The organism is Lentilactobacillus otakiensis DSM 19908 = JCM 15040 (genome assembly GCF_001434145.1).
GTDB classification, from domain to species: Bacteria; Bacillota; Bacilli; order Lactobacillales; family Lactobacillaceae; genus Lentilactobacillus; species Lentilactobacillus otakiensis.
The window spans coordinates 548,342-562,647 of record NZ_AZED01000014.1 but is presented as its reverse complement, the minus strand read 5'-3'; the positions used below and the strand labels follow the sequence as shown (position 1 = coordinate 562,647).

The window sequence follows — 14,306 nt, the reverse complement described above, 5'->3', positions numbered from 1 at the left end:
GTATTATCATGGTTAAATGCCGCTGATGCATTGTTTTTTGTGTTTTCATAGGCGGCCTAAAATGTTACACTAAATAAGTATGCAGTCCACAAATACTAAGAATTATTTGATCAGTATTTTAATTTAGAAGGGAATTTACTAATGGCTAATATTTTAAAAACATGGGTTGAAAGTGATACACGCGAACAAAAGCGACTCAGTAAAATTGCTGACAAAGTTGGTTCGTATGCTGAAGAGTATCGTCAACTCAGTGATGAAGAATTACAAGCCAAGACGCCGGCATTTAAGAAACGTTATCAAGATGGCGAAACTCTTGATGATTTGCTTCCAGAAGCATTTGCCGTTGCCCGTGAAGGTGCAAAACGTGTCTTAGGATTGTACCCATTCCACGTTCAAATTATGGGTGGAATTGTTCTTCATGAAGGAAATATTGCAGAAATGAAAACTGGTGAAGGTAAGACTTTAACTGCCACCATGCCAGTTTATTTAAATGCACTTGCAGGAGAAGGGGTTCATGTTGTTACCGTTAACGAATACCTCTCTCAACGTGATGCCACTGAAATGGGTGAGCTGTACAACTGGCTTGGCCTGACAGTTGGTATTAATACAACTGAAAAAGATGCTGATGAGAAGCGTGAAGCTTACGCTGCCGACATCACATACTCAACCAACGGGGAAATCGGTTTCGATTACCTTCGTGATAACATGGTTGCTTACAAGGAACAAATGGTTCAGCGTCCCTTGAATTTTGCCATTGTTGATGAGGTTGATTCAATTCTGATCGATGAGGCCCGTACCCCATTGATTATTTCAGGTCAATCAAGTGGTACGTCAGACCTTTACCAACGAACTGACAGATTTGCCAAGACGTTACATGAAACCGACGACTTCAAGCTTGATTTGGAAACCAAGACAGTTTCATTAACTGATCAAGGAATTGAAAAAGCTGAAAAGTACTTTAATTTAAAGAATCTTTATGATACCGACAACACAGCGTTGACCCACCATTTGGATCAAGCATTGCGGGCCAACTTTATCATGCTTCGCGATAAGGATTACGTGGTTCAAGACGATGAAGTTAAGATTGTTGATTCGTTTACCGGACGGATCATGGAAGGCCGTCGATTCTCAGATGGTCTTCACCAAGCCCTTGAAGCTAAAGAAGGCGTTACGATCAACGAGGAAAGTAAGACAATGGCAACCATTACTTACCAAAACCTCTTCCGGATGTATAAAAAGCTTGCTGGTATGACTGGTACTGCCAAGACTGAAGCAGAGGAGTTCCGTGAGATTTATAACATGGAGGTTATCTCTGTTCCAACTAACAAGCCGGTTGTCCGGGTTGACCATCCAGATGTGTTGTATCCAACTTTGGAATCTAAATTCGAAGCTGTTGTTAACAAGATTAAGGAACTCCACAAGAAGGGCCAGCCTATGTTGGTTGGTACGGTTGCGGTTGAAACTTCCGAATACCTGTCACAACGACTTGACGAAGAAAAGATCCCTCACGTTGTTTTGAACGCCAAGAACCATGCGAAGGAAGCTGAAATTGTTGCCAACGCTGGTCAACGTGGTGCCGTTACGATTGCTACCAACATGGCTGGTCGTGGGACGGATATCAAATTAGGACCGGGTGTCGTTGAACTTGGCGGTTTGGCCGTTATTGGTACTGAACGACATGAATCTCGGCGGATTGATAATCAGCTTCGTGGCCGTTCAGGTCGTCAGGGTGATCCTGGCTTGTCACAATTCTACTTGTCTCTTGAAGATGATTTGATGCGTCGTTTCGGTTCTGAAAAGATCAAGAACTTCTTGGAACACTTGAATGTTGAAGGCGAAGATGCTGTTATTCGTTCGCGCATGATCACTAAGCAAGTGGAATCAGCTCAAAAGCGAGTTGAAGGTAATAACTACGATTCACGGAAGAATGTTTTGCAATACGATGATGTTATGAGACAACAGCGTGAAGTAATTTACGGCGAGCGTCGCGAAGTCATTGACGAGCAAAAAGATTTGAAGTGGGTTATCATGCCAATGATCGAACGGACCATTAACCGAATCGTTGATTTGCATACTCAAGGTGAAAAAGAAGACTGGGATCTCCAAACTATTTTGGACTTTGCGATTAGTGCAATGGTTAGCCCAGATCAGATTTCTCTTGAAGATTTCCAAGGCAAGTCTGCTGACGAAATTAAGAGCATGTTAATGGACTTGGCTAATAAAGAATATAAAGAAAAACAAGAACAACTTTACGATGAATCTCAAATGCTTGAATTCGAAAAAGTTGTTATCTTAAGAGTTGTTGATTCTCACTGGACTGATCACATTGATATCATGGATCAATTACGTCAATCAATTGGTCTTCGTGGTTATGGTCAACAAAACCCACTTGTTGAATATCAACGAGAAGGTTACAAGATGTTTGAAGAAATGATTGCTGATATTGAATACGATGCAACTCGTCTGTTCATGAAGGCCGAAATTCGTCAAAACATGCAACGTTAATATGTATTGGGAAAGAATCCGGCAATTACGATTGTTTGGATTCTTTCTTTGAATTTAGAGTAATTAGAGGAGAATATTATGTCATTTGAATTAAGTGAAGCAAAAAAACAAATCGCTGAAATGCAAAAAGCCATCAATGGCTTTAGGAGGTCACTTTGACCTTGATGCCTTGAGTGAAAGCATCGCCATCAATGAGTCGAAGATGGCTGAACCTGGATTTTGGGATGACCAGGAGTCAGCCCAGAAATTGATCGATCAAACCAATCAATTAAAAAACAAACGCGATAGTTTTGTCACGTTGAAGAATCAGCTTGATGATTTGAAAGTCACTTTGGAGTTAATTACCGAAGATTCGCATTCAGGGATGGAAGGCGAATTTGAAACTAACGAAAAACAGTTGAAATCTAAATTAGATCGTTATCAACTTAATTTACTGCTGAATGGTAAGTATGACCATAACAACGCAATTCTTGAAATCCATCCTGGAGCCGGTGGTACAGAAGCCCAAGACTGGGGCTCAATGTTGCTGCGGATGTACACCAGGTGGGCTGAAGCGCATGGCTTTACCGTTCAGACGTTGGACTATCAGGTCGGTGATGTGGCTGGATTAAACAGTGTTTCCATTCTGATTAGTGGTGAAAATGCATATGGTTATCTCCGTTCAGAAAAGGGCATCCATCGGTTGGTCCGGCTTTCACCGTTTGATTCAGCAGGTCGTCGACACACTTCATTTGCGTCGGTTGATGTGATGCCTGAACTAAATGACGATGTCTCAATTGATATCAATCCAGATGATTTGAGAGTTGATGTCTATCGATCAAGCGGTGCTGGTGGCCAGCACATTAACAAAACTTCATCAGCTGTTCGAATCACCCATATTCCAACTGGAATTGTGGTTGCCAGCCAAGCCCAAAGATCTCAGCTGCAAAACCGACAAACAGCAATGAACATGTTGAAATCAAAATTGTATGAGCGTGAAGAAGAGAAGAAGGCTGAAGAAAAGGCCAAAATCGAGGGTGAGCAAAAAGATATTGGTTGGGGTTCTCAAATTCGTTCCTATGTCTTTCATCCTTACTCTATGGTTAAGGATCACAGGACCAATTACGAAACAGCCAACGTTAGTGGTGTGATGGATGGCGACTTGGATCCGTTTATCAACGCCTATCTGCAGTGGCAGTTGAGTAAGAAGAACCCAGAGTAGTGGGCGACAAGCCCCGGGTGATTCCGAGCATCAAGTAAATAGTCGTCGGGATAAACGATTTTTGTTTATCCTGACGACTATTTTTTTGAGCGAAAGGATCAGGGGCGTCGGAGCCGTCCTCGAAAACTGGCTTGCGAAGCACGTTTCGGCTAAGTTAAATGGGGTAACAAGAGTTCATCGACAACCAACCAAAACCACAAATTGACGCTCAGCGTTTTTGATCACGGCCCACCCAATCACGCATACTTTCGAAACACCTTAAACCGACAGGGAATAAATGATATACTAGCTTTATAATTATTGGTGAGGAAGACATAATGAAATATTTAATAGCTTTTGGATTTTTTATCATACAACCGGCGCTGTGGATTGGGGTGATTCGCAGTTATTTAATCCACATTAACCGACTGAAAAAAGAACGGGGTATCTTTAATTCCGCGATTTATGATGACTTTTATGAAGGTCGGCACTTTGTCAGAATGGGGCTGATCTTTGGTATCTTGGCGTCAATCATTCTGGGTGGCTTTTTGAGCATTTCACTTGAATGGTTGATCGTTTACGAAGGATTGATGCTGATTGGGTTAGTATTAATTCCTTGGTGGCTGCTTTCGGTCACAATCGCCGGAGTTACAAGTATTTTGACATTGTTGATGCCAAATATTTCTCAATTAAAGCCAATTTTAAATTGGTTTGCCGGTATGGGGATCCATTCAGCGGCTGTTGATCCGATTAACAGTTTGATTTTATTCGTTGTGATTATCTTGACAACAGCGGTATTTGTTAATGTCAATGGTGGCCGTTTTGATTCACCAACGTTGGTTCGCAATCAGCGAAATAATAAAACGGCTGTTTATAAATTCAATGAACTGACGATTTTCCCATTCTTGCTATTTGTTCCGGGAGATTGGTTCCATACCAGTTTTCCGTTTATGCCATTATTCCAAGTTAATCATCATTTCTACGCCATTTTGTTGGTCCCAATTCTGATCGGGCTCAAGTTTACTGTTAAACGAAGCGTTCCTCGAGAACTCTTGAAGAAATTGAGCAAGTCAATGTATCTGATCGCTGGAGTTGGGGTCTGTTTGGCAATTGCCGGCTACTTTGTCCCCAAATTGATATTACCGGCAACTGTGGTTTTACTACTGGGCTACTACCTTGTGTTGGGATTAGCCAAACATGCTGATAACCAGCAAACCTTTGAATACAGTGAAGTCATGGATGGGGTCCGCGTGATCGGCATTCAACCGGAAACGCCGGCCGCTAAGATGGATCTTAAAGTTGGCGATGTTATTTTAGAAGTTAATGGTATTAAGATTTCCAATGAAGACGAGTTTTACCGAGCGCTGAGTACCAACTCGACATATTGTCGATTCAAAGTACGCGATCGAAACGATCAGCTCAAAATAACCGAATCCGCAATTTTCAAAAACTCGCCACACGAGATTGGCGTCAAAACGTATACAAAGCTTAGTCATTAGGAGGGTTATCGTGAAAAAAGTGCTTGTAGTTGACGACGAACCAGCAATTGTTACTTTATTGGAATACAATCTAAAGCAGGCCAATTTTGAGGTGCAAAGTGCCACTAATGGTGTTGACGCACTCTCAATGGCTGAAAATGGCCAGTTTGATATCGTCTTGTTGGATCTAATGCTGCCCCAATTGAGCGGCGAACAGGTCCTCAAACAGTTGCGGATGGATAGAAATGATACGCCGGTGATTTTACTTACTGCTAAAGATACTGAATTTGATAAAGTCTTTGGTTTGGAAATGGGCGCCGATGATTATATTCCAAAGCCGTTTAGTCCTCGAGAAGTGATCGCTCGGATCAATGCCGTTCTGCGAAGGTATGAGAAAAGTTCTGCCACTGAAGAACAGTCAACGTCCAAGTCCACCAAGAGCATTGAGACGACTGGTCCATTTACAATTGACCACAAAAAATATCGAGTCAGCGTGGACGCTAAGAATCTCAAGTTAACGCCCAAAGAATTTGAGCTCATGCAATATCTGGTGAGTCATGAAAATCAAGTCCTTAGTCGTGACCAATTACTCCAGGGGGTCTGGGGATTTGATTATTCCGGCCAAAGTCGAATGGTTGATATCCAGATTGCCCATTTACGAGAAAAAATTGAGCCAGATCCTAAACAACCTAAGTATTTAAAAACTGTTCGTGGATTTGGGTACGAATTCTCTACTGGGGATGATGATGCTGAGTAAAATTTACAAACAAATCTTAACAGTTGTGATCTTGAGCATTGCCGCCTTGGCCATGCTCTTTTGTGGTTTTATGACAAAAGATGATGGCTGGGTGGATTTAGCGGGCTTGCTTCTGTTCGCTGACGCAAGTGCCTGCATTGTCTTAATGCTTGAATATCGGCAACACGATAAGTTACTTAAACAACTTCAGGTAATGACTGCTAATATTGTTGATCATCAACCTGCAGCGCCACTGTTTGTCGAGCCAGATAACCCGTTAAAAGGGGTTGCCGATCAGCTTAATGAGCTGCAAAGTCGCCAACAGGACGAAGGAAAAAGTATTCGCAACAGCAACGCAGAACTGATCACCATTCTTTCAAGTCTACCGGTCGGCGTCATGGTAATTGATTCAACCCACGATGTCATTTTTGCCAACCACAAGATGTCAGTGATGCTTGGTCGAGATATCCTCACTCAAGTCCATCCTTATACCCAGGATATTCGGAATTATCAGCTGCTTTCACTCATTGAGAATGTTTATAACAATCACAAATCTCAACAAGAAGAAGTTCAAAGCGTTGGCGCGAAATCAGTTACTTGGGACACCAGTGTTGTGTTTAATCGGCTTGAGAATGATTTCCATGTGCTTGTCATTATGTATGATATTTCAGACATTATTAACGTTAAGCAAATGCAGATTGACTTTCTGCGGAATGCCAGCCATGAATTAAAGACACCCATTACAGCAATCTCAGGCTTTACCAAGACACTGTTGGACGGGGCGATGGACGACAAAAAGAGCCTCGTGGAATTTCTCAAAATCATCGATCAGCAAAGCGATCAATTGGCATCCTTAGTCCAGGATGTTCTGACAATTTCACACATTCAAAATGGTACGAATTACAATTACAAACCTCTGGGATTACATGACTTTATCAATTCTGAATTACAGTCATACAAATCGATGACGTCAGGGAATCACGTAACGATCAACAACAAAATACCGGAACATGTTGAAGTGACCGCCGACACGACAACATTAACCAGAATTCTCAGGAATTTGGTTAGCAATGCAGTTAAATATAATCGGCCGAATGGTGAAGTTAATATTGAATATACGGCAAACGATAGTTTTTGGCAGCTGCATGTTTCCGATACTGGAATTGGGATTGCCCAGAAGGATATTTCAAGGTTATTCGAGCGGTTTTACCGGGCAGATGACTCACGAACCAAGCAAAAAGTGAGCGGTACCGGATTAGGGCTTTCCATTGTTAAAGAAATGGTTGACGCAGTTGGCGGAACGATTGACGTTAAAAGCCAGCGGGGCGTCGGGTCAACGTTTACCGTCAACTTCCCAATTGTTGAAGACGATGACCAAACTGGAGACAAAGGCTAATCTTTGCCGGTTTTCAACGAAATATTTACAATTAAAAAGTAAGTTAAGCCGGGGAAATTCCCGGCTTTTTTGTGTTTTGGACAAAAATTGATTAGACACCCCATTATCCATTTACAAAACTTTTACATTTGCCCGGTCAAATATTTACATTGATTTAATACAATTGAAAATGAAGATTCAAGGAGGAATTGAGATGCGAAAACGGACAATTTATAAGTTGCTACTATGCTTGGTCATCATTGTTGCTGGAATTGGTGCCTACAATGCCCGCAGTAAAACCTCGACTAACCAACAATCAATCACCGCCGTGGGATCAACGGCGTTGCAGCCGCTGGTTGAAGCTGCGAGTGAACAGTATTCTGCTGATCACGCCGGCATCTTTATCAACGTTCAGGGTGGCGGATCCGGTACTGGATTAAGTCAGATCGAATCCGGTGCCGTCCAAATGGGAAATTCAGATTTGTTCGCTGAAGAAAAGGCCGGCATCAATCCAAAAGGGTTGGTCGATCATAAGATTGCCGTAGTTGGGGTTGCCCCAATTACCAACGACAAGGTCGGCATCAATAATTTAAGTACAGCGCAACTGATTGCCATTTTTACAGGAAAATATACCAATTGGAAACAGCTTGGGGGACCAAACTTGCCGATCACATTGATTAATCGTTCTCAGGGAAGCGGAACGCGAGTGACCTTTGAGGAATATGGGCTCAAAGGCCACGAAAGTGCGACTGCACAAGAACAAGATTCATCAGGAACAGTTCGTCAGATCGTGTCATCAACACCTGGTGCGATTAGCTATGTATCCTTTGGCTATTTCAATAAGAGTATCCATCCATTAAGGGTTGACGGGATTAAGCCAACCGAAAAAAATGTCATGGATAACAAATGGAAAATTTGGTCCTATGAACATATTTATACGCGAGGTGCACCAACCGGGTTAACTAAAAAGTTCTTGGCTTATCTTAAAAACGATCATATTCAAACGACCCTGTTTAATAAATTGGGCTACATTTCTGTCAAAGATATGCATTACCAGCGAACCTGGCAAGGCAAAATCACAAAAGGATCGGGGGAATAACAGTGCAAAATCAAAAGTTAGCCAAACAACTGATGAAAAAGTCCAAAACTGCACGTTATGAACGTTTTGGCCATCTGCTAAGTCTCTCAGCCTTATTGCTCATCATGGCAATTGTACTTGGAATTATTGTTTTTGTTGCCAGCAAGGGCCTCGCCACTTTCTTCAAAGATGGCGTCTCTGTTAAAGACTTCTTCACTGGGACTTTGTGGAATCCTGGCACCAAGACGCCAGCTGGTCATCAAGCGGTTGGGGCATTACCAATGATTGTCGGATCGTTTTTGGTCACCATTTTGGCTGCGTTATTGTCAACGCCATTTGCGATTGGAACTGCAGTCTATATGACAGAAATTTCTCCTAAACGCGGCGCTAAAATTCTTCAGCCTGTTACCGAACTATTAGTTGGGATTCCTTCTGTGGTTTATGGTTTTATTGGACTTTCCGTTGTGGTACCGTTCGTTCGGAATACTTTTGGCGGCAGCGGTTTTGGCATCCTCTCCGGAACCTTTGTTTTGTTTGTCATGATTTTACCAACGATCGTCTCAATGACAGTTGATTCACTGAGAGGTGTGCCGCAATTCTATCGACAAGCCTCGTTAGCGCTCGGTGCAACCAAGTGGCAGACAATTTGGAAAGTGGTTCTCCGAGCTGCCACTCCTGGAATTCTAACAGCAGTCGTTTTCGGGATGGCTCGGGCATTCGGTGAAGCACTGGCAGTCCAGATGGTCATCGGGAATGCCGCCTTAATGCCACAGAACCTGACTTCGCCGGCTTCCACTTTAACATCAGTATTAACTGCCGGAATGGGGAATACCGTGATGGGTTCGCTGCAAAATGATGCGCTTTGGTCATTGGCACTGGTACTGTTAGTCATGTCACTATTCTTCAATTTACTGGTTCACATGATCGGCAGGAAAGGGGCGTTTAAGAAATGAATCGAACTCAAAAACAAAGTCGGTTTGCCATTGCTTGCTTAAAGGCAGTCGCTGGATTCGTCGTCTTAATCCTCGCCTTTCTGATCGGCTACATTTTTATCACCGGTTTGCCAAATGTTAGTTGGCACTTCTTAACTTCACCGGCAAAAGCCTTTAACGCTGGTGGCGGGATCGGCATTCAGCTATTTAATTCATTCTATCTGTTATTGCTGGCAATGCTGATTTCCTTACCAATTGCGCTTGGTGCCGCAATTTATCTGAATGAATACGCCCAGGATAACTGGTTTACTTCAACCATCAAGACGTCAATTGAAATTTTGAGTTCACTGCCTTCGGTGGTGGTCGGGCTGTTTGGCTTCTTGCTGTTTGTGGTTCAGTTTAACTATGGCTTTTCCATTATTTCCGGTGCGTTAACCCTGACGATTTTTAACTTGCCGTTATTAACCAGAAACATTGAAGATTCATTATCAAATGTTTCTGACGACCAGCGCCAGGGTGGCCTGGGGTTGGGACTTTCCAAGTACGAAACAATTATCCATATTGTGGTACCGGCCTCATTGCCTGGAATTATCAGCGGAATTATTCTCTGTTCCGGTCGGGTTTTCGGTGAAGCCGCTGCCTTGATTTATACAGCAGGGCAGAGTGCCCCGGCGTTAAACTTTGGGGATTGGAATCCATTCAACATCGATAGTCCCCTGAGCCCACTGCGTCCGGCGGAAACGTTGGCGGTCCACATCTGGAAAATTAATTCAGAAGGGATCATGCCGGATCTGACCCAAGTCTCTTCCGGTTCAGCTGCGGTCCTCGTGCTGGCAATCCTGATATTTAATTTATCGGCCCGTTACATTGGTCGCAAAGTCTTTGAACGTATGACTTCAGTAAAGTAGGTGGTATGAAATGCAAAATACAGTAGGATTAAATAACAAACCAAAACGTTTTATTTACGATTTCAATCCCGAAGAAACTGAAATCACCATGCAAACAAAGGATTTGGAGATTTATTATGGCAAGACGTTGGCAATGCACAATGCGGATCTGCAGTTCCAAAAGAACACCATCACCGCATTGATCGGACCTTCCGGTTCAGGGAAATCAACTTTTTTGCGGGCACTTAATCGGATGAACGATGGAGTGGCAACCGTGAAGGGCGAAATCCTCTATCAGGGTGTTGATATCAATCAGCCCAAGATTGACGTATATGAGGTTCGTCGCCGGATTGGGATGGTATTTCAGAGACCCAATCCATTTGCAAAGTCGATTTATGATAACGTGACATTTGCATTGCAACGGCGCGGCATTCACGACAAGAAGACCTTGGATCAAGTCGTAGAAACGACTTTGAAGCAAGCCGCTGTTTGGGATCAAGTTAAAGACAGTTTGAATAAGAGTGCATTATCCTTATCAGGTGGGCAAGCACAACGGGTCTGTATTGCCCGTGCTCTGGCCGTTCAACCGGATGTATTATTGCTTGATGAACCGGCGAGCGCCTTGGATCCGGTTTCGACCCAGCAGCTGGAAGCGACTCTTCGAGAGCTCAAAAAGGACTATACGATTATCATCGTGACCCATAACATGCAGCAGGCAGCCAGATTAAGCGACTACACGGTCTTTTTCAACATGGGTGAGGCAATTGAGTACAATAAAACCAGAAAGGTCTTCACGCGCCCTAAAGTGCAGATGACCGATGATTATGTATCAGGAAACTTTGGTTAGGAGGAGCAAAAATGGCAGAACCAATTATTTCAGCAGACAACCTGGATTTATTCTATGGTGATTTTCAAGCGCTCTATGGTATTCATTTGGATTTTCAACCCAACCAAATTTCTGCCTTAATTGGACCGTCTGGATGTGGAAAATCAACTTTTCTGCGATGCTTAAATCGAATGAATGACATGATTGATGGGGTGACAATTACTGGGACAGTTCAATTTCACGGAGAAAATATTTATTCTCCCCAAACTAATCTGGTAGAATTAAGAAAATCCATTGGGATGGTTTTCCAACAGCCCAATCCTTTCCCATTTTCAGTGTATGACAACATTACTTATGGCCTGCGAATTGCTGGTATTCGTGACAAACAAAAACTCGATGAAATTGTTGAGCGCAGTTTGAAACAGGCCGCAGTTTGGGATGAAGTGAAGGATAATTTATATGACAATGCTTTATCGTTTTCTGGCGGTCAGCAGCAACGGATTTGTATTGCGCGTGTTTTAGCCGTCTCGCCCTCTGTGATTTTAATGGATGAGCCAACGAGTGCGCTGGACCCAATTTCCAGTGCCAAGATTGAAAATACTTTGCTTGAATTAAAAAAAGATTATACAATAATAATCGTTACCCACAATCTGCAGCAAGCTTCCCGAATTTCGGACAAGACAGCGTTCTTTATGGAAGGCAGAGTGGTTGAATATGATGACACAACTAAAATGTTCGTTAATCCTGACGAGAAGCAAACCGAGGATTACGTCAGCGGACGATTCGGATAGGAGAGAAGCTTATGGGGAAAGTTTTTGATGAAGAAATCATCACTTTGAAAGCAGATTTTATGAAATTGGGGGCACTTGTTGGCGAAGCAGTTACGCATGCTGGCCAAGCGTTTGTCGACCATGATATTCAAAAAGCACAGGCGGTGATTACCAACGATCATGACATTAATCACTTGCAGATTTATATTGAAAAACGTTCCTTTGAAATGATTGCCTTGTACCAACCGGTGACGGGGAATCTTCGAGAAGTTGTCGGGATCTTAAAGGCTGTCACTGATTTGGAGCGGGCTGGCGACCACGCTCGAAATGTTGCCAGATCAGTGATTGACATTAAAGGCAAAGAACGGATTGCTTCAGTTGAGGAAATTATCGCAACGATGGCGCAAGAAGTTAGTCAACAATACGATAAATCAATTGAATCATACGGCGACGCAGATCAAGATAAGGCTAAAAAGACGGCACAGTCTTATGATAAAAAAATTGACGAACTCTATAATGACATTGCTGCGCCAAGCTACCAGGCAATGGCCAAGAATCCAGAAATTGTGAGTTCTGCCATTATTTACCTGAACGTCGCCAAAGATTTGGGCCGAGTGAGTGATTACAGCACTAACATATGTGAGTGGACTGTTTATCTCGCAACCGGAAAAATCATTGAATTAAATTAAGAATGGTTGATATTTTGCACTGCATACTTGATTGCAGTGCCTTTTTTAGATAATCTTAAGCTAGAAGTTTTAATGTGGAGGCATGAGGATGAATACTAATAAGAAATTACGGCGCTCAGCCACTAATCGAGTGATTTCGGGTGTTCTTGGCGGAATATCAGAATACTTGAATTGGAACTCAACGTTAGTTCGAATCTTGTACGTGGTCTTGGCATTTACACCAGGCATTAATGTGGTCGCAATCATCGGCTATATTGTCATGATGTTTACGATTCCCAGTGATGATTCTCGCTCTGGGTCTACATTTGATCAACTTAAGTCCACTTTTTCGAGCGGAACTTCTACTGACAAATCCAGAAAAGTGATTCATAACGTTGAAGAAAAAGACGTTCATGATGACCAGAAAAGGGGTCAATAATTGAGATTTCTTACCAACGTTTTAGTGGATACCATTTTGTTTGTGGCAATCAGCGGCTTTTTTCCGGCGAACTTTTACGTTGCCAGTGTCGCAATTGCATTTATTGCAGCAGTAGTGCTGGCAGTATTGAACTGGCTGGTACGACCAATTATCACCATCCTATCCTTACCAATCAATCTGTTGACGCTTGGGTTATTTACTTTTGTGATCAATGGTCTCATGCTTGAGTTGACTGCGGTCATTGTTGGTGCTGACTTTCGATTTTCTTCATTTTGGATGGCTATCTTGGTCGCAATCCTAATGTCGATTGTCAGTTGGATTATTGCTGAATATTTCCGCAAGCCATAAGGACTTGCTAAGCGCAAAGTGATAAAATTATAGTGATTAACTGAGGAGGGATGTTCTTGACTGAAAGTGTAACGGTGGCTGATTTAGTTAAAAACGCCAGATTGGATGTCTATTATGGAAAGGAATACCTTGAAGAGAGGTCAATTTCGACCGCAGACATTTCCAGACCAGGCTTGGAGCTAACCGGCTTCTTTAACTATTATCCTGTCAAACGGATTCAACTGTTGGGAATTACTGAAATTTCGTACTCTAAGGGGATGTCTCACGATGACCTCCTCGATGTTATGAAGCAAATGTGTCAACCGCAGACGCCTGCTTTTGTTGTGTCTACGCAATTGGATCCACCTGAGGAACTTCTGGAAGCAGCTAAAGAGCAGCACATCCCAGTCTTGGGGTCCAAGCTGACGACCTCTCGGGTTCTCAGTAACATGACCAACTATTTGGAGGATAAATTAGCCGAGAGAAAGTCCCTCCATGGTGTCCTAGTTGATGTTTATGGACTGGGAATTCTGATTACCGGTGATAGTGGGATCGGTAAAAGTGAAACTGCGTTGGAACTGGTTAAACGTGGTCACCGGTTAATTGCTGATGACCGGGTTGAAGTTTATCAACAAGATGAGCAAACCCTGATGGGCACGGCACCTGCGATTCTCCGTCATTTATTGGAAATTCGTGGGATCGGAATCATTGATGTGATGACCTTGTTTGGTGCCGGAGCCGTTCGGAGTCAGACAAAGGTTGCCTTGATTATTCACTTGGCAAACTACACTAAAGAAGCCAAATTCGACCGCTTAGGAAATGGAACGCAAAACGTTCACATTTTCGATGTGGATGTTCCTAAAATTACCATTCCAGTTCGAACTGGTCGGAATTTAGCAATCATTATTGAAGCGGCGGCCATGAACTTCCGTGCTCAGAGCATGGGATACGATGCAACGGAAACCTTTGACCGCAATTTGAACAACTTGATTAAAGTGAATAGTAAAAATGATGAAAAGCATAAAGAAGAACAGGAACACGTTGAGGAGAAAAATAAAGATCTCATCGATGATCACAAAAAAGATTCAGATAAGAAATAGGAGAT

General features: G+C 42.8%; 14 protein-coding genes. All 14 read left to right on the top strand.

Annotation, left to right across the window (positions count from 1 at the left end; genetic code table 11):
* The first annotated feature begins 141 nt into the window (after positions 1–141).
* Entirely contained in the window at positions 142–2,505 is a 2,364-nt protein-coding gene (secA, locus tag FD05_RS10285; RefSeq protein WP_020280011.1) for a preprotein translocase subunit SecA, read from the top strand.
* A gap of 78 nt (positions 2,506–2,583) precedes the next feature.
* Positions 2,584–3,706, top strand: a protein-coding gene (gene prfB, locus FD05_RS10280; protein ID WP_152436145.1) for a peptide chain release factor 2 whose coding sequence is annotated in 2 segments (ribosomal slippage) — positions 2,584–2,661 and positions 2,663–3,706 — 1,122 coding nt in all. Because the reading frame shifts where the segments join, the coding sequence is not laid out codon by codon here.
* A gap of 317 nt (positions 3,707–4,023) precedes the next feature.
* A complete protein-coding gene (locus FD05_RS10275; RefSeq protein WP_020280013.1) occupies positions 4,024–5,184 on the top strand; it encodes a PDZ domain-containing protein in 1,161 nt (386 codons plus the stop codon).
* 10 nt (positions 5,185–5,194) lie between these two features.
* Positions 5,195–5,920: a response regulator transcription factor gene (locus FD05_RS10270; protein ID WP_020280014.1), complete on the top strand. Its 726-nt coding sequence runs from the start codon at positions 5,195–5,197 to the stop codon at positions 5,918–5,920.
* Positions 5,907–7,295 carry a sensor histidine kinase gene (locus FD05_RS10265; RefSeq protein ID WP_020280015.1) on the top strand — a complete coding sequence of 463 codons (1,389 nt, stop codon included), beginning with the start codon at positions 5,907–5,909 and terminating at the stop codon, positions 7,293–7,295. Before FD05_RS10270 ends, FD05_RS10265 begins: the two co-directional genes overlap by 14 nt.
* Before the next feature lie 193 nt (positions 7,296–7,488).
* Complete coding sequence (locus FD05_RS10260; protein ID WP_039932253.1) at positions 7,489–8,373, top strand: phosphate ABC transporter substrate-binding protein PstS family protein; 885 nt, start codon at positions 7,489–7,491, stop codon at positions 8,371–8,373.
* 2 nt (positions 8,374–8,375) lie between these two features.
* On the top strand, positions 8,376–9,305 hold the full coding sequence (gene pstC / locus FD05_RS10255; protein ID WP_020280017.1) for a phosphate ABC transporter permease subunit PstC: 930 nt from the start codon (positions 8,376–8,378) through the stop codon (positions 9,303–9,305).
* Positions 9,302–10,192: a phosphate ABC transporter permease PstA gene (gene pstA / locus FD05_RS10250; protein WP_020280018.1), complete on the top strand. Its 891-nt coding sequence runs from the start codon at positions 9,302–9,304 to the stop codon at positions 10,190–10,192. Before pstC ends, pstA begins: the two co-directional genes overlap by 4 nt.
* A 10-nt stretch (positions 10,193–10,202) precedes the next feature.
* Positions 10,203–11,018 carry a phosphate ABC transporter ATP-binding protein PstB gene (gene pstB, locus FD05_RS10245; protein ID WP_020280019.1) on the top strand — a complete coding sequence of 272 codons (816 nt, stop codon included), beginning with the start codon at positions 10,203–10,205 and terminating at the stop codon, positions 11,016–11,018.
* Between the two features lie 11 nt (positions 11,019–11,029).
* Positions 11,030–11,788 carry a phosphate ABC transporter ATP-binding protein PstB gene (gene pstB / locus FD05_RS10240; RefSeq protein WP_020280020.1) on the top strand — a complete coding sequence of 253 codons (759 nt, stop codon included), beginning with the start codon at positions 11,030–11,032 and terminating at the stop codon, positions 11,786–11,788.
* A gap of 11 nt (positions 11,789–11,799) precedes the next feature.
* Positions 11,800–12,456: a phosphate signaling complex protein PhoU gene (gene phoU / locus FD05_RS10235; protein WP_020280021.1), complete on the top strand. Its 657-nt coding sequence runs from the start codon at positions 11,800–11,802 to the stop codon at positions 12,454–12,456.
* A gap of 88 nt (positions 12,457–12,544) precedes the next feature.
* Positions 12,545–12,874: a PspC domain-containing protein gene (locus FD05_RS10230; RefSeq protein ID WP_039932256.1), complete on the top strand. Its 330-nt coding sequence runs from the start codon at positions 12,545–12,547 to the stop codon at positions 12,872–12,874.
* Positions 12,875–13,222 (top strand): phage holin family protein, encoded by a 348-nt coding sequence (locus FD05_RS10225; protein WP_020280024.1) that lies wholly within the window; start codon positions 12,875–12,877, stop codon positions 13,220–13,222.
* A gap of 56 nt (positions 13,223–13,278) precedes the next feature.
* Positions 13,279–14,301, top strand: a complete 1,023-nt coding sequence (gene hprK / locus FD05_RS10220) for an HPr(Ser) kinase/phosphatase (protein ID WP_191980508.1) — start codon at positions 13,279–13,281, stop codon at positions 14,299–14,301.
* Positions 14,302–14,306 lie beyond the last annotated feature (5 nt).

Coding starts and splice junctions, on each gene's coding strand:
- secA (WP_020280011.1), top strand. CDS start 142: ATGGCTAATATTTTAAAAACATGGGTTGAAAGTGATACACGCGAACAA.
- FD05_RS10275 (WP_020280013.1), top strand. CDS start 4,024: ATGAAATATTTAATAGCTTTTGGATTTTTTATCATACAACCGGCGCTG.
- FD05_RS10265 (WP_020280015.1), top strand. CDS start 5,907: ATGATGCTGAGTAAAATTTACAAACAAATCTTAACAGTTGTGATCTTG.
- FD05_RS10260 (WP_039932253.1), top strand. CDS start 7,489: ATGCGAAAACGGACAATTTATAAGTTGCTACTATGCTTGGTCATCATT.
- pstA (WP_020280018.1), top strand. CDS start 9,302: ATGAATCGAACTCAAAAACAAAGTCGGTTTGCCATTGCTTGCTTAAAG.
- pstB (WP_020280019.1), top strand. CDS start 10,203: ATGCAAAATACAGTAGGATTAAATAACAAACCAAAACGTTTTATTTAC.
- pstB (WP_020280020.1), top strand. CDS start 11,030: ATGGCAGAACCAATTATTTCAGCAGACAACCTGGATTTATTCTATGGT.
- phoU (WP_020280021.1), top strand. CDS start 11,800: ATGGGGAAAGTTTTTGATGAAGAAATCATCACTTTGAAAGCAGATTTT.
- FD05_RS10230 (WP_039932256.1), top strand. CDS start 12,545: ATGAATACTAATAAGAAATTACGGCGCTCAGCCACTAATCGAGTGATT.